Here is a 14,854-nt window from a genome sequence, read left to right as displayed (position 1 = left end):
TCGGACGGTCAGCCGGTTCTGGGGGGTCGGCTGGAGCGGCCGGTCGGTGAGTCGGCGAGGCGGCTCATCAGCCGGGCGGCGAGCAGCAGCACCTGCCGTTCGGTCTCGGTCAGTTCGTCGAGGGCGCCGTCGAGCCAGACGTCGCGCTGGGCCATGTCCTGGGCGAGCGCCTTGCGGCCCTCCTCGGTCAGCTCCAGCACCCGCTGCCGGCCGTCGTGGAGGTCCCGGCTGCGGCTGATCAGGCCGTCGCTCTCGAGTTCGGCGAAGACGCGGGTCAGGGACTGCGGCTGCTGATGGTCGGCGGCGGCCAGCGCGCCCGCCGACATGGGCCCGTTGCGCCGCAGGTGCCCGAGCACGCTGCTCTTGTTGAGGCTGAGCCCGTCCTCGGGCCGCTCAGCGCTCAGCCGGCGGGCGAGCCGTACGACCCCCTGCCGGATCTCCGCCGCCTCCCGGCCCTCGACCCGACCCTCGACCTGGTCCTCGGCCCGGTCCCGGCCCCGGGCGGCGACGCCCTCCGGGTCCCTGCCGCCGCTGTTCTCGCGCTCTGGTCGCTCCACCATCACCTTGTTAAGGTAACACTCACTAAATCATGGCGCGAAACCCCCACGAATGTCTTTAACGCGAGATTCACACCGGCGGTGATCCTACGTAATGCGTACTTTCTCGGTGGCGTTGCGCCGCGCCCTGCGCTTCGACACGGCCTGGCTGCACCTGCGGACGACGGCCGTCACCATGGGCACCGTGCTCGGCACCTACGCCTGGTCCCTGCTCGTCGAGCACCTCGCCGGGCTGCGCGTGGACAGCGTCGTCCAGGCCGTCGTGGTGGCGTCCGCGCTGGGCCGGGTGCAGCGCGCCTTCGACCGCACCGACCGGCTGGTGGCCTGCGCGGTGCTGCCGTGCGCCGCGGCCGGCGGGACGGAGCTGGGCACGCTGATCCAGCATCACCCGAACGTGGGAGACGCGGTGTTCGTGCTGGGTGTGGCCGGGGCCATCTGGATCCGCCGGTTCGGGACGCGCGCCACGCGGGCCGGCACGCTCGTCGTCCTCCCCCTGGTCGCCGTGCTGGTGGTGCCGGCCGGGGTCGTGCCGGCCGCCGGGCACGAGCGCACCGGCTGGGCCGCGCTGACCGCCCTCTTCGCGGTCGTCTGGGGAACCCTGCTGACCTGGACCTCGCACCGCACGGGGTTCCTGCACACGCCGCCGGCCGCCTGGGTGGTGAAGACACCGCCGACCGCGCGCGGCGGCCTGTCGGCGAGCACCCGTATGGCCCTGCAGATGGCGGCGGCCCTGACGGTGGCGTTCGTGGTGGGCCGCAACGTCTGGCCCGACCACTGGGCTTGGGTGGTCCTCACCGCGTTCCTGGTGTGCAGCGGCGCGCGCAGCCGGGGGGACGTGCTGGTCAAGGGCGCCTGGCGGACGGCCGGCGCGGCGGTCGGCACGCTGGTGGCGAGCGCGGTCTCGGGCTCGTTCGGGCCGCGCTCGGACGCCGCCGTGGTCGTGATCTTCGTGGTGCTGGCCGTCGCGACCTGGCTGCGCGAGCTGAGCTACGCCTACTGGGCGGCCTGTGTCACCGCCGTGCTCTCCCTGCTCTACGACTGGTTCGGGCAGAGCCCCGGCGATCTGCTGCACACGCGTCTCGCCGGCATCGCCGTGGGCGCGGTCATCGGCCTCGCCGCGTCCTGGCTGGTCCTGCCGATCCGTACGGGGGCCGTGGCCCGGGCCCGCACCGCCGCCGCCCTGGCCGGCCTGGGCGAGCTGCTGGAGGCCGACTGGCACGACGTACGCGCCGTACGCCGGGCCCGTGCCCGCTTCACCCACCGCGTCGACCAGCTGACCCTGGCCACCGCGCCCCTCCGCGTCCTGGCCTCACTCCCGATGCCCAGGCGGCACACGGAGGACCACGCGCTGCTCGCCTGGGCGACGCTCCGGGACTGCACCGGCCCGCTCGACGCCCTCATCACCGCCATCACGGCGGCCCCCGCCCAGCTGGCCGACGACCCGGCACTCACCCACCGCCGCACCGAGGTCACCGCCCACGCCCTCGCCGTCCGCCGCACCATCGGCCGCCGCCCCCAGCCACCCACGCCGGAGCCCCTATCCGCGCAGCCCCACACGGCCGCCACGTCCTCACCCACCACCCAGGCCGCCCTGGACGCCCTCACCGCCCTGGAGAGCCACCTGGACACCCTGATGGGGCTGTACGCCCCGCCACGCCCCCAGGAGCCCGCGACGGCCGCCCGCTGATCCGGGGGCCGGACGCAGGTGATTGCGGCACCCTCTGTGGCAACCCGGGAGGGATCCACCCGCAGGCGACCACCGCCGCACACCGAATCCGAGGGGCCGAAACCGCACGGGCCCACGACAGCCGTACGCCGACCCCGGCAGGAGGCCGGAGGCAGACGCTCGGGGCCCGCTCGGGGCAGCCCGCCGGACCCGCCGGCGAGACGCCACCCGGACGACAGCGCTCCCGACCTCGACAGCCCGCCGCGCGCCACGGCGCCCGCACCCGGAGCGACGGCCCCGGCCTGAAACCATGGCCGCACCGACCGCAGCCGTCCTCGACAACGCGGCCGCCCCCGGCCCCCGCCGGAGGAATCGCCGGCCCTGCACCGCGGATCCGCCCGGACCCGTCCGCCGGATCGCTACCCCTCCGCGCGGGCCGTGGCCAGGAGTTCCTCCGCGTGGGCTCGGGCTGTCTCCGAGTCCTCCTGGCCGGCCAGCATGCGGGACAGTTCGCGGATGCGGTCCTCGCCCTCCAGGACCTTCACACCGGACCGGGTGACCGAGCCGTCGTTGGTCTTCTCGACCAGCAGCTGGCGGTCGGCGAAGGCAGCGACCTGCGGGAGATGGGTGACGACCACGACCTGCGCGGTCTTGGCGAGCTTCGCAAGGCGCCGCCCGATCTCGACCGCGGCCTTGCCGCCGACACCGGCGTCGACCTCGTCGAAGAGGTACGTCGGCACCGGGTCGGTGCCCGCGAAGACGACCTCCACGGCGAGCATCACGCGGGACAGCTCACCGCCGGACGCGCCCTTGGCGATGGGCCGCGGCGGCGCCCCCGGGTGCGGGGCGAGCAGCAGCTCGACCTCGTCCACGCCGGACGGCCCGTACGCGACCGTGCGCCCGCCGACCTCGACGCCCTCGGGGTCCTCGGTCTGCCGGATGTCGAAGGACACGCGCGCGTGAGGCATCGCCAGCGAGGCAAGCTCGGCGGTCACCGCGGCGGCGAACCGCGCGGCGGCCTCCGTCCGCGCGTCCGTCAACGCCTGCGCCAGACCGCCCAGTTCGGTACGCAGCGCGTCCCGTTCGGCGGTCAGTTCGCCGATGCGCTCGTCGTCGCCGTCCAGCTCGGTCAGCCGTGCGGCGCTCTGCTCGGCCCAGGCGAGGACGGCTCCCACGTCCTCGCCGTACTTGCGGGTGAGGGCGGTGAGCGCGGCCCGGCGCTCCTCCACGGCGGCCAGCCGCAGCGGATCGGCGTCCAGGTCGTCGGCGTACCCCGCCAGCTCCCCGGCCACGTCACCGAGCAGGATCCCGATCTCCCCGATCCGGTCCGCGAGCGCGGCCAGCTCCGGGTCATGGGACCGTACGGCCTCCAGCGCCCGGTGAGCGCTCGCGACGAGCGTGCCGGCGTCGATCCCCTCGGGGTCCTCGGGGTTGCCCGCGAGAGCGGCGTGCGCGGCGGTGGCGGCGGACGACAGCGCCTCGGCGTGCCCCAGCCGCTCCGCCTCCTCGGCCAGCTCGGTGTCCTCCCCGGCCCTCGGCTCCACGGCGGCGATCTCGTCGAGGCCGTAGCGGAGCATGTCGGCTTCCTGGGCGCGCTCACGCGCGCGCGTGACGATCTCCTCCAGCTCGGTGGAGACGGCCCGCAACCGTCGGTAGGCCTCGGTGTACTTGGCCAGCGGCACCGCGACCGCGTTCCCGGCGTACCGGTCGAGCGCCTGCCGCTGCCGGGACAGCTTCAGCAGCCCCTGCTGGTCGGTCTGCCCGTGCACGGCCACCAGTTCGTCCGCCAGCTCGGCGAGCACGCCCACGGGCACGCTGCGCCCGCCCAGGTGCGCCCGCGAGCGCCCCTCGGCGGAAACGGTACGGCTGATCAGCAGGGCCCCGTCGTCCAGCTCGGCCCCGGCCTCCTCGGCGCGTACGACGGCGGAGGCGCCCGGAGCCACGGTGACCCGCCCCTCCACGACCGCCTTCTCGGCACCGATCCGCACGAGCGCCGGGTCCGCCCGCCCACCGAGCAGCAACCCCAGGCTGGTGACCACCATGGTCTTGCCCGCACCCGTCTCACCGGTGACCGCGGTGAACCCCGGCGACAACTCGACGACGGCATCGTCGATGACCCCGAGCGACCGTATCCGCATCTCCTCCAACACGGAACAGACCATACGAGGTCCGGGGCGGGGAGTGCACATGGCCCGCCCCACCTTCCCCCTACGGGTGCCTTTGGCGGCCTTCGCCCCACAGGTGCCTAGGGCCTGTCCGGCGGATCCTGTCGCAGACGCGGGGTCTGGCACGCACATCTGCGGCGTTGTCGTCGGTCGCCGACGCTCCGCGTCGACTCCCTCCTCCGCCTTGCAGCTGCACGCACCAGACCCCGCTCACCAGCGCTGATGAGGCTCCGTTTCCTTCCTGCGACCTGATCCGCCGGACAGGCCCTAGTGCGGCGCCCCCCGCCACCCGTGCGTGGGCAACGCGAACTTCGCCACCAGCCGGTCCGTGAACGACGCGTGATGCAACCGGGCCAGCCGCACCGGCACGGCTCCCCGCCGCACCTCCACCCGCGCCCCGGGCGGCAACTCGATGGTCCGCCGTCCGTCGCACCACAGAACCCCGGGCGGGATGTGCGGCAGCACCTCCACCGCGAGCACCGAGTCCGGCGACGTCACCAGCGGCTTCGCGAACAGCGCGTGCGCGCTGATCGGCACCATGAGCAGCGCCTCCACCTCGGGCCACACCACAGGCCCCCCGGCCGAGAACGCGTACGCCGTGGACCCGGTGGGCGTCGACAGCACGATCCCGTCACACCCGAAAGCGGTAACCGGCCGCCCGTCGATCTCCAGCACGACCTCGAGCATCTTCTCGGCGCCGGCCTTCTGCACGGCCGCCTCGTTCAGCGCCCAGTCCGTGTGCACGATGTCCCCGTTGCGGTGCACCACCACATCGATGGTCATCCGCTCCTCGACCTCGTACGACCGCGCCACCACCCGGTCGACCACCCGGTCGAGGTCGTCCCGCTCGGCCTCCGCGAGGAAGCCCACGCGGCCGAGGTTGACGCCGAGCATCGGCACCCCGGAGGCCCGCGCGAACTCGGCGCCGCGCAGCAGCGTGCCGTCACCGCCGAGGACTATCAGCAGCTCGCAGCCGTCCAGGCACTGGGGTGTCGCCTCCCTGACGAGTTCCACCTCGTCGGGCAGCGGCAGGTCGCGCGCCTCCTCCTCCAGCACCCGCACCCCGATGCCGTGCCCCAGCAGTCCTTTGACCACCAGTTCCGCACTGCGGATCGCCGCGGGCCGCCCGGTGTGGGCGAGCAGGAAAACAGTACGCGCTCGGTTCTGTGTCAACGCGGCCCCTCCGCCACTGCTCGGTCGACATCGGCCGGGTCCAGGGCGGGCGCCCCGGCACGCAGCCACAGAAAGTACTCGACGTTCCCCGACGGCCCGGGCAGCGGGCTCGCGGTGACTCCCCGCACACCGAGCCCCAGCTCCCAGGCCTTCTCGGCCACCCCGCGCACGGCCTCCGCCCGCAGCTCGGGACTCCGTACGACACCCCCGCTGCCGAGCCGTTCCTTCCCCACCTCGAACTGCGGTTTGACCATCATCACCAGGTCGGCGTCCGGCTTCACGCACCGCTTCAGGGCGGGCAGCACCAGCCCGAGCGGAATGAAGGACAGATCGCCCACGACAAGATCCACCGGCTCCCCATCGATCGCCTCAAGCGTCAACTCGCGTACGTTCGTACGGTCCTTGACGGTGACGCGTTCATCGTTCTGGAGAGACCAGGCGAGCTGTCCGTATCCGACGTCCACGGCGACGACATGGGCGGCGCCCGATCGCAGCAGCACGTCGGTGAAGCCGCCGGTGGACGCGCCGGCGTCCAGCGCGCGCCGGCCCTCGACGACGAGCCCCTGCGGCACGAAGGCCTGCAGCGCGCCGGCGAGCTTGTGGCCGCCCCGGGAGACGTAGTCGGGATCGCTGTCGTCGGCCTGGACCACGATCGCCGCCGCGGTCTCCACCTGCGTGGCCGGCTTGGTCGCCACGGTCTTGCCGACGGTGACCCGCCCGGCGGCGATCAGCTGGCTGGCGTGCTCGCGCGAGCGCGCGAGCTTCCGGCGGACCAGCTCCGCGTCCAGACGACGGCGTGCGACTCCTGCCACGTTCGGTTCAGCTCCTGCTTTCGTACGGCCGCGGGGGCACCGGAGGTCCCGGGCGGGCGTCGAGCGCGGTGAGCGCGTCGCGCAGCCCCCGATGTACATCCTCGTACACCTCGAGATGCCCGTCGGTGGCGAGGTGGTCGACGTCGGCCAGCCGCTCCAGCTGGGCGTCGGCCTCGGCGTTGCCGGTGGGGGTGCGGGGGATGCCCAGGGGGGCGGGCTCGGCGGGGTCGTACGCGGGCTCGGCCGCGGACACGCCCTGCGCCTCGGGCACTCCCTGGGGCTCGGGCACACCTGCCGGCTCGGGCACGCCCTGGGGCTCGGCACCGGCTCCCGGCTCGGCCCTGGCCACCCGCTCGGCCGCGGCTTCCGACGCGGCCACGACCTCGGCCTCTGACACGGACTCGCTCATGCCCAGACGCTACCGCGAACGGCTCGGGTACCGTCGTCCACGATGGCCACGATCGAGGAGTGCCGCGCCGCACTGGAAAAGCTTTCGGACAACATGCAGGGGGCCGAGGGCGACGTCCGCGCGGCCGCCGCCCTGGACCGCTCGGTGAGCTGTCACATCACGGACCTGGACGTCACCTTCGCCGGGCGGATGACCGGGGGCCGGATCGAGGTGGACGAGACGTATCCCGGGCCACCGCGGGAGAAGGCCCGGATCCGGCTCACCATGAAGGGCGACGACCTGGTGGCCCTGGTGAACGGCGAGCTGAACTTCGCGACCGCCTGGGGCTCGGGCCGGGTCAGGCTGGAGGCGAGCCTGCTGGACCTGTTCCGGCTCAGGAAGCTGCTGTGACCCTCGCCGCCCGCGCCTGCCGGGCGGCCGGCACCACGAGCGGGGTTCCCGTCTCGGGGTCCTCGATGATCTGGCAGCGCAGCCCGAAGACCTCCTCGACCAGCTCGGCCGTGACGATGTCGTTCGGCGCCCCCTCGGCGATCACCGTGCCGCCGCGCAGGGCGATGAGGTGGGTGGCGTAGCGGGCGGCGTGGTTGAGGTCGTGCAGGACGGCGACAAGGGTGCGGCCCTGGGTCTCGTGCAGCTCGGCGCACAGGTCGAGGACGTCGATCTGGTGCTGGATGTCGAGGTAGGTGGTCGGCTCGTCCAGGAGCAGGAGCGGGGTCTGCTGGGCGAGCGCCATGGCGATCCACACGCGCTGGCGCTGGCCGCCGGAGAGTTCGTCGACGTACCGGTCGGCGAGTTCGGCGACGCCCGTCTGCGCCATGGACTCCTGGACGACCCGCTCGTCCTCGGCGGACCACTGGCGCAGGATGCCCTGGTGCGGGTAGCGGCCGCGGCCGACGAGGTCGGCGACCGTGATCCCGTCGGGTGCGATGGACGACTGCGGCAGCAGGCCGAGGGTCCGGGCGACCTTCTTCGCGGGCATCGACTGGATGACCTGCCCGTCGAGCAGCACCCGGCCCTGGCTGGGCCTGAGCATCCGCGACAGCGCCCGCAGGAGTGTCGACTTGCCGCACGCGTTCGGGCCGACGATCACCGTGAAGGAGTGGTCGGGGATCTCCACCGACAGCTGCTCGGCGATGACGCGCTGGTCGTAGGCGAGGGTGACGTTCTCGGCGGACAAGCGGTTCACGGTGCTGCGGTTCACGGTGCTCCTTGTGCTCCTTCGGGTCTTCTTGATCGCTGAACCGCTCATGTCCGGCTTCCCGGAGCCGCTCTCCGGCCCGCTCATATCCGGCCCTCCCTGCGTTCGGTGACGAGCAGCCACAGCAGGTAGACGCCCCCCAGGACGCCGGTGACCACGCCGACGGGGAGCTGGTCGGCGCCGAAGGCGCGCTGAGAGGCCCAGTCGGCGGTGACCAGGAGGGCGGCGCCCATGCACAGGGACGGCAGCAGGTTCGGGCCGGGAGACCGGGTCAGACGACGGGCGAGCTGGGGTGCGGTGAGCGCCACGAAGGCGACCGGGCCGGCCGCGGCGGTGGCGGTCGCGGTGAGCAGGACGGCGGCCATCATCAGCAGGGCCCGTACGCGCTCGACGCGCACGCCGAGGGCGTTCGCGACGTCGTCGCCCATCTCCATCATCCGCAGGCCGCGCGCGTTGGCGAGGACGATCGGCACGAGGACGGCACACAGCCCGAGCAGCGGCCAGACCTGGTCCCAGTCGCGGCCGCCCAGGGACCCCGTCATCCAGACGACGGCACGGGCCGCGTCGACGATGTCGGACACGGTGAGCAGATAGCCGTTGATCGCCGTGACGATCGCGGAGACGCCGATTCCGACCAGGACCAGTCGATAGCCGTGCACGCCCCGCTTCCAGGCGAGCAGATAGATGGCGAGCCCGGTCACCAGCCCGCCCACGAGCGCGCCCAGGGTGACCTGGGCCGCGCTTCCGGAGAACAGCACGATCATCACGAGCGCCCCGGCGGTCGCCCCCTGCCCGAGGCCGAGCACGTCCGGGCTGCCCAGCGGATTGCGGGTGACGGCCTGGAACAGCGCCCCGCCGAGCCCGAGGGAGGCGCCGACCAGCAGCCCGACCAGGACCCGCGGCAGCCGCAACTCTCGCACGATGAACTCCTGGCCGGCGTCGCCGTTGCCGAGCAGGGTCTTCACCACGTCGCCCGCCGAGATCGGGAAGTCGCCGGTGCCGATCAGCACGACACTCGCGGCGAGCGCGGCGAGCAGCAACAGGACGACGACGGTGACGGCCCGGACGTCCAGACGCAGTGACAGCCCGCCCGGCGCCCGCACGACACGGCCGGCCTTCACAACATCGGTCTTCACGGCGTGGGTCTTCACAGTGCGGGTCCTCACAACTGGGCCGTCCTCCGCCGTCGTACGAGAAAGATGAAGACCGGCCCGCCGATGATCGCGGTGACGATGCCGACCTGGAGTTCCGAGGGGCGGGCGACGACCCGGCCGACGACGTCGGCGCCGAGCAGCAGCACCGGCGACAGAACCGTGGCGTACGGCAGGATCCAGCGCAGGTCGGGGCCGGTGAAGGAGCGCACGACGTGCGGGACCATCAGGCCGACGAACACGATCGGACCGCAGGCGGCGGTCGCGGCACCGCACAGCACCGTGGCGGCCAGCATGGCCAGGGCGCGGGTGCGGCCCAGGTTGGCGCCGAGGGCGCGGGCGGTGTCGTCGCCCATCGCCACCGCGTTCAGCGGCCGGGCCAGGGCGAGCGCGAGGACCGTGCCGACCGCGAGGAACGGCAGCACCTGCGCGATCGTGGATCCGGTGGCCGAGGAGAGCGAACCCACCGTCCAGAAGCGCATCCTGCCCAGCGCCGCGTCGTCCATGATCATCACGGCCTGGAGGTAGCCGTACAGCGCGGCGCTGATCGCCGTACCGGCGAGTGCGAGCCGTACCGGTGTGGCACCCCGGCTGCCGCCCAGGAACCACACCAGGGTGCCCACGGCCGCCGCACCGCCGAAGGCGAACCACACATAGCCCGTGAGGCTGGTGACGCCGAAGTAGGTGATGGCCGTGACAACGGCCGCGGAGGCACCCGCGTTGATGCCGAGCAGCCCGGGGTCGGCCAGCGGATTGCGGGTGAGCGCCTGGAGCACGGCCCCGGACAGACCGAGCGCGGCACCGGCCAGCAGACCGAGGACCGTGCGCGAGATCCGCTCGTCGACGATGACGTCGCCGTACGTCCCCGTGTCGTGGAACAGGCCGTGCCAGACCTGGTCCGACGTCAGCGCCTTCGCCCCGATCGCGATGCTCGCCAGCGCGACGAGCACCAGAAGCGCGACGGATGCGAGGAGCCCAAGGGCCCGCACCGCCCGGCGGGTTGGGGGCGCGGGGGCGGTCTCCGCGCGCTGTTCCGGAGGACTGTCGACCAACACGAGGTTAGGTTAGCCTACCCTCGCATACGATCTCGATCCCGCGGTGCGGTGCGGATCCCCGGACGCCGAGGGTCCGGGGAAGGTGCCGGTGCGTCAGAGTCCGAGACGGGCCAGCGCCTTGCCGCCGTCCAGCTCGCACACCCCCTCACCGGCCGCCGACCAGGCCGCCGCGCACAGGGCACGCAGCCCGTCGAGCGGCTCGCCGTCGCCCTCCAGCTCCAGCCGGTCCGCGCCGGCCGTCGCCGTCCACTTCCCGCAGCGGAAGCCGTCCCCGTCCTGCGTGACGTCCGGCTGCCCGGTCAGCAGCCCCCGCAGGTCGGCGTCCACATACGTCGGCCGGTGCTGCGGCGACGCGGCGAGCAGCCGGGCGCCGTCGGTGACGCCGGTGAGGACGAGCAGCGAGTCCACCCCGCCGTTGAACGCGCCCTCGATGTCCGTGTCCAGCCGGTCCCCGACCACCAACGGCCGCTTCGCGCCCGTCCGCAGGATCGTCTCCCGGTGCATGGGGGGCAGCGGCTTGCCCGCCACCTGCGGCTCCGCCCCGGTCGCGATCCGTACGACCTCCACCGCCGCGCCGTTGCCCGGCGCGATGCCCCGGCCGCTCGGAATCGTCAGGTCGGTGTTGGACGCGAACCACGGCACCCCGCGCGCGATGGCGTAGCACGCCTCCGCGAACCGGCCCCACTGCAGCTCAGGTCCGCCGTATCCCTGCACCACGGCAGCCGGCTCGTCGTCCGCCGACTCCACCGGCGTCAGGCCGCGCTCGCGCAGCGCCACCCGCAGCCCCTCACCGCCGACCACCAGCACCCGCGACCCGGCCGGCACCTGCTCGCTGATCAGCCGCGCGACCGCCTGCGCCGAGGTGATGACGTCATGCGCCGCCGTCGGTATCCCCAGCTCCGTCAGATGCTCCGCCACGGCGTCCGGCGTCCGCAGCGCGTTGTTGGTGACGTAGGCCAGATGCATCCCGCCCGCGCGGGCCCGGGCCAGCGAGTCGACGGCGTGCACGATCGCGCTCCCGCCCGCGTACACCACCCCGTCGAGGTCGAGCAGCGCCGTGTCGTACGCCTCGCTCAGGGGCTGCCCAGTGCCCTCGGGCCTCGTCCTGACGCTCTGGCTCATTCCACATCGCTCCTCGTTCGACCGTCTTTCCCCCGATCATCCCCCACCCCACTGACACACGTACGATGCCGGGATGAACACTGCAGGTCACTCGGAAGCAACGGCGCGCCGAGGCCTGGAACTGACCCCGTTCCGCGGCCTTCGGTACGACCCCGACCGGGTCGGCAGCCTGGCCTCCGTCACCTCCCCTCCGTACGACGTCGTCGTACGCCCCGACGGCCTGTACCACCTCCAGTCGGCCGATCCGCACAACATCGTCCGGCTGATCCTTCCCCAGGCCGACACCCCCAGCGCCCGCAACGAACAGGCGGCGGAGACCCTGCGCCGCTGGCTCGCCGAGGGCATACTGGCCGCCGACCCGGACCCCGCCCTGTACGTGTACGAGCAGCGCGACGGCAACGGAATGCTCCAGCGCGGCGTCATCGGCGCCCTGCGCGTGTCGGAGCCCTCGGAGGGCGTGGTGCTCCCCCACGAGGACGTCATGCCGCCCGTGGTCGCCGACCGCGCGGCCCTGATGCGCGCCACGCGCGCCAACCTGGAACCCCTGCTGCTCACCTACCGCGGCAACGGCGGGGCGGCCGAGGTCGTGGAACGCACGGCGGCGCGGCCACCGCTGCTGGCCACGACCACCGAGGACGGCTTCCACCACACCCTCTGGGCGGTCACCGACCCGGCGGACGTGAGCCGCATCCAGTCCGACCTGGCCCACCACCAGGCCCTCATCGCCGACGGCCACCACCGCTGGGCCACCTACCGGCGGCTGCGCGCCGAGCACCCCTCCCCCAGCCCCTGGGACCACGGCCTGGTCCTCCTGGTCGACACCGCCCGCTACCCCCTGCGCGTCCGCGCCATCCACCGCCTGCTGCACAGCCTTCCGGTCGCGGACGCGCTGGCGGCCGTGGACGGCCTGTTCCGGGTACGACACCTCGACGAGGCGCCGCTGGCCGAGGCCCTGGAGGCGCTGGCGGACGCGGCCTGCGCGGGCAACGCCTTCCTGCTGGCCGGCGACGGCGCCTTCCACCTGATCGACCGCCCGGACCCGGACCTGCTCGCCCGCACGATCCCGGCCGATCGCCCGGCCGCCTGGCGCTCCCTGGACGCCACCGTCCTGCACGCCACGCTCCTCGACCACGTCTGGCACATTCCCGAGGACTCCCCCGCCCACATCGCCTACATCCACGACACGGCGGCCACGGTCGCCAAGGCGGAACAGGACGGCGGTACGGCCGTACTGATGCACCCCGTCCGCGAGGAGGTCGTACGCGACCTGGCCCGCCAGGGCGTGACCATGCCCCGCAAGTCGACGTCGTTCGGCCCCAAGCCGGCGTCGGGGCTGGTACTGCGGGCCCTGGAGATCTGACCCACGGCAGGCATGACAAAGGGCGGGACCGCATCGGTCCCGCCCTTTGTCACGTCCTCACCCGTTCGGGTCAGTCCTCGTCCTCCACCGCGGGGGCGTCCGCGGACTCGGCGCTCTTGTTCTCGGCCTCGCCCTCGGTCTCGCCCTCGGTCTCGCCCTCGGTGTCGCTTTCGGTCTCGCTTTCGGTCTCACTTTCGTCGAGAGCGTCGACGAACTCCACACCGTCCAGCTCGGCCAGCCGGTCGGAGGCGTCCGTGCTGCCGTCCCGGTCCGCTTCGACGGCCTTCGCGAACCACTCCCGCGCCTCGCTCTCCCGGCCGACGGCCAGCAGGGCGTCGGCGTAGGCGTAGCGCAGACGCGCGGTCCACGGCTGGATCGAGTTGGACGCCAGCTCGGGGCTCTGCAGGGTCACGATGGCCGCGTCCAGCTGCCCCATGTCACGCCGGGCGCCCGCCGCGACGAGCCGCATCTCGACCTGCCCGGCCTTGTCCAGCTTGTGCACCTCGGGGGCGCCGGCCATGTCCAGCGCCTTCTCCGGGCGCCCGAGCCCACGCTCGCAGTCGGCCATCACCGGCCACAGGTCGACGGTGCCGGTCATGCGCCGCGCGGCACGGAACTCGGCCAGGGCCTCGCTGTACTTCTGGTTGGCGTACGCCGCGAAACCGGCGGCCTCGCGTACGGCGGCCACACGGGACGCGAGGCGCAGCGCCACCTTGGCGTAGCCGTAGGCACGCTCGGGGTCCTCGTCGATGAGCCGCGCGACCATCACCAGGTTCTTGGCGACGTCGTCCGCGAGCGTCTTGGGCAGGCTCTGCAGCTCCTGCCGGACGTCCTTGTCGATCTCGTCACCGGTGACGTCCTCGTGGATCGGCAGCCGCTTGATCGGCTCACGGTCCCGGTCGCGGTCACGCTCGTCCCGGCCACGGAAGCCACCACCGCGCCGGTCGTCACGGCGCTCGTCCCGGCCGTCACGCCCCCGGAAGCCGCCAGGCCGACCACCGCGGTCGTCCCGACGCGGCCCACGGGCACCCCGGTCGTCCCGGCCCCGGAAGCCACCGCGCTCACCGCGGTCGTCACGACGGTCGTCCCGCCGGAAACCGCCACGGTCCTCGCCCCGGCGGTCGTCACGACGGAAGTCGCCACGCTCGTCGCGCCGGAAGTCGCCGCGGTCGTCGCGACGGAAGGCGGGGCGGTCGCCACCCCGGTCGTCACGGCGCTCGTCACGACGGAAGGCGGGACGGTCGCCGCCCCGGTCGTCGCGGCGGAAGCCGCGGTCACCGCGGTCGTCACGACGCGGCCCACGGTCACGGTCGTCACGCTGGAACCCCGGACGCGAACCCCGCTCGCCCTCACGGCGGTCGTCCCGACGGCCGTAACCACCACGGTCGCCACGGTCGCCGTAACCGCCACCACGGCTGTCGTCACGACGGTCGTCACGACGGAAGCCACCGCGGTCGTCACGACGCTCATCGCGGCGGAAACCACGGTCGCCACGGTCGTCCTCACGGCGGAACCCACCGCGGTCGTCACGACGGTCGTCGCGACGGAAGGCGGGGCGGTCGCCGCCCCGGTCGTCACGGCGCTCGTCACGACGGAAGGCGGGACGGTCGCCGCCCCGGTCGTCGCGGCGGAAGCCGCGGTCACCGCGGTCGTCACGACGCGGCCCACGGTCACGGTCGTCACGCTGGAACCCCGGACGCGAACCCCGGTCGTCCCGGCGCCCGTAGCCGCCGCCTCGGTTGTCATCGCGGCGGTCGTCACGACGGAAGCCGCCGCGGTCGTCACGACGGTCATCGCGACGGAAGCCACCACGGTCACCGCGGTCTCCGGAACCGCCACCGCGGTTGTCGTCGCGCCGGCCGTAACCGCCGCGATCGGTACGGTCGTTGTCGCGCCGGAAGCCGCCACGGTCCCCGCGGTAGCCGCCGCGTTCACCGCGGTCACCACTGTCCCGTCGCCGCTGGTCGCGCTCCGGTCGGTCGTCGGGAGAGTTGGTGGACATGGTGACTCCTGTCTTCGGTACCACAAGCATTGTAAAAACGAAAGGACCCCTGGTCCCAGCTGAACGCTGGGACCAGGGGTCCTCCAAAGATTGTTCGGCGGCGTCCTACTCTCCCACAGGGTCCCCCCTGCAGTACCATCGGCGCTGTGAGGCTTAGCTTCCGGGTTCGGAATGTAACCGGGCG

The 14,854-nt window shown here is 73.2% G+C and carries 14 protein-coding genes and 1 rRNA gene; 4 read left to right on the top strand and 11 right to left on the bottom strand.

Features of this window, described 5'->3' with window-relative positions; translation table 11 throughout:
- Positions 1-8: 8 nt before the first annotated feature.
- Positions 9-560, bottom strand: coding sequence for a MarR family transcriptional regulator (locus ABZ865_RS36680; protein WP_361240089.1), 552 nt, complete (start codon positions 558-560; stop codon positions 9-11).
- Positions 561-651: 91 nt separating this feature from the next.
- On the opposite strand from ABZ865_RS36680, the gene ABZ865_RS36675 reads away from it, so the two are divergent.
- Complete coding sequence (locus ABZ865_RS36675) at positions 652-2,244, top strand: FUSC family protein (RefSeq protein WP_361240087.1); 1,593 nt, start codon at positions 652-654, stop codon at positions 2,242-2,244.
- Between the two features lie 398 nt (positions 2,245-2,642).
- On the opposite strand, the gene recN is transcribed toward ABZ865_RS36675, so the two are convergent.
- The 4 genes from recN to ABZ865_RS36655 form a co-directional block, all read right to left on the bottom strand.
- Positions 2,643-4,385, bottom strand: a complete 1,743-nt coding sequence (recN, locus tag ABZ865_RS36670; protein ID WP_361240085.1) for a DNA repair protein RecN — start codon at positions 4,383-4,385, stop codon at positions 2,643-2,645.
- A 270-nt stretch (positions 4,386-4,655) separates the two neighbouring features.
- The gene (locus ABZ865_RS36665; RefSeq protein WP_361240083.1) at positions 4,656-5,561 is read right to left on the bottom strand and encodes an NAD kinase; all 906 of its coding nucleotides are present in this window, start codon (positions 5,559-5,561) and stop codon (positions 4,656-4,658) included.
- Positions 5,558-6,373 (bottom strand): TlyA family RNA methyltransferase, encoded by an 816-nt coding sequence (locus ABZ865_RS36660; RefSeq protein ID WP_361240081.1) that lies wholly within the window; start codon positions 6,371-6,373, stop codon positions 5,558-5,560. The genes ABZ865_RS36665 and ABZ865_RS36660 overlap by 4 nt, the downstream gene beginning before the upstream one ends.
- A gap of 7 nt (positions 6,374-6,380) precedes the next feature.
- On the bottom strand, positions 6,381-6,722 hold the full coding sequence (locus ABZ865_RS36655) for a hypothetical protein (RefSeq protein WP_361240407.1): 342 nt from the start codon (positions 6,720-6,722) through the stop codon (positions 6,381-6,383).
- Positions 6,723-6,824: 102 nt separating this feature from the next.
- On the opposite strand from ABZ865_RS36655, the gene ABZ865_RS36650 reads away from it, so the two are divergent.
- Complete coding sequence (locus ABZ865_RS36650) at positions 6,825-7,172, top strand: SCP2 sterol-binding domain-containing protein (protein WP_361240079.1); 348 nt, start codon at positions 6,825-6,827, stop codon at positions 7,170-7,172.
- On the opposite strand, the gene ABZ865_RS36645 is transcribed toward ABZ865_RS36650, so the two are convergent.
- From ABZ865_RS36645 to ABZ865_RS36630, 4 genes are all read right to left on the bottom strand, one after another.
- Positions 7,156-7,968 (bottom strand): ABC transporter ATP-binding protein, encoded by an 813-nt coding sequence (locus ABZ865_RS36645; protein ID WP_361240404.1) that lies wholly within the window; start codon positions 7,966-7,968, stop codon positions 7,156-7,158. The two genes, ABZ865_RS36650 and ABZ865_RS36645, sit on opposite strands and share 17 nt — an antisense overlap.
- A gap of 95 nt (positions 7,969-8,063) precedes the next feature.
- Entirely contained in the window at positions 8,064-9,101 is a 1,038-nt protein-coding gene (locus ABZ865_RS36640) for an iron chelate uptake ABC transporter family permease subunit (protein WP_361240401.1), read from the bottom strand.
- Between the two features lie 41 nt (positions 9,102-9,142).
- Entirely contained in the window at positions 9,143-10,186 is a 1,044-nt protein-coding gene (locus ABZ865_RS36635; RefSeq protein ID WP_361240077.1) for an iron chelate uptake ABC transporter family permease subunit, read from the bottom strand.
- A 93-nt stretch (positions 10,187-10,279) separates the two neighbouring features.
- Positions 10,280-11,308 carry an HAD-IIA family hydrolase gene (locus ABZ865_RS36630; RefSeq protein WP_361240075.1) on the bottom strand — a complete coding sequence of 343 codons (1,029 nt, stop codon included), beginning with the start codon at positions 11,306-11,308 and terminating at the stop codon, positions 10,280-10,282.
- A 73-nt stretch (positions 11,309-11,381) separates the two neighbouring features.
- Here ABZ865_RS36630 and ABZ865_RS36625 point away from each other — a divergent pair, with 73 nt between their 5' ends.
- Positions 11,382-12,668, top strand: a complete 1,287-nt coding sequence (locus tag ABZ865_RS36625; RefSeq protein WP_361240073.1) for a DUF1015 domain-containing protein — start codon at positions 11,382-11,384, stop codon at positions 12,666-12,668.
- Between the two features lie 70 nt (positions 12,669-12,738).
- Here the strand turns inward: ABZ865_RS36625 and ABZ865_RS36620 are convergent, their stop codons facing one another.
- Complete coding sequence (locus tag ABZ865_RS36620; protein WP_361240398.1) at positions 12,739-13,542, bottom strand: hypothetical protein; 804 nt, start codon at positions 13,540-13,542, stop codon at positions 12,739-12,741.
- Between ABZ865_RS36620 and ABZ865_RS36615 the strand changes: the two genes are divergently transcribed.
- Positions 13,531-14,733, top strand: a complete 1,203-nt coding sequence (locus ABZ865_RS36615) for a hypothetical protein (protein WP_361240434.1) — start codon at positions 13,531-13,533, stop codon at positions 14,731-14,733. The genes ABZ865_RS36620 and ABZ865_RS36615 overlap by 12 nt on opposite strands.
- A gap of 29 nt (positions 14,734-14,762) precedes the next feature.
- Here the strand turns inward: ABZ865_RS36615 and rrf are convergent.
- Positions 14,763-14,854 (bottom strand): 5S ribosomal RNA (rrf, locus tag ABZ865_RS36610); the annotation flags it as partial.

It is taken from the genome of Streptomyces sp. NPDC047085, assembly GCF_040643735.1.
Classification (GTDB): domain Bacteria; phylum Actinomycetota; class Actinomycetes; order Streptomycetales; family Streptomycetaceae; genus Streptomyces.
Note: the sequence above shows the minus strand (reverse complement) of the source record. Positions and strands in the feature narration are given on the sequence as shown.

Bases quoted from the DNA above. Each gene is read 5' to 3' on its own strand.
- ABZ865_RS36675 (WP_361240087.1), top strand. From the start codon at position 652: ATGCGTACTTTCTCGGTGGCGTTGCGCCGCGCCCTGCGCTTCGACACG.
- ABZ865_RS36625 (WP_361240073.1), top strand. From the start codon at position 11,382: ATGAACACTGCAGGTCACTCGGAAGCAACGGCGCGCCGAGGCCTGGAA.
- ABZ865_RS36680 (WP_361240089.1), bottom strand. From the start codon at position 560: ATGGTGGAGCGACCAGAGCGCGAGAACAGCGGCGGCAGGGACCCGGAG.
- ABZ865_RS36630 (WP_361240075.1), bottom strand. From the start codon at position 11,308: ATGAGCCAGAGCGTCAGGACGAGGCCCGAGGGCACTGGGCAGCCCCTG.
- ABZ865_RS36650 (WP_361240079.1), top strand. From the start codon at position 6,825: ATGGCCACGATCGAGGAGTGCCGCGCCGCACTGGAAAAGCTTTCGGAC.
- recN (WP_361240085.1), bottom strand. From the start codon at position 4,385: ATGGTCTGTTCCGTGTTGGAGGAGATGCGGATACGGTCGCTCGGGGTC.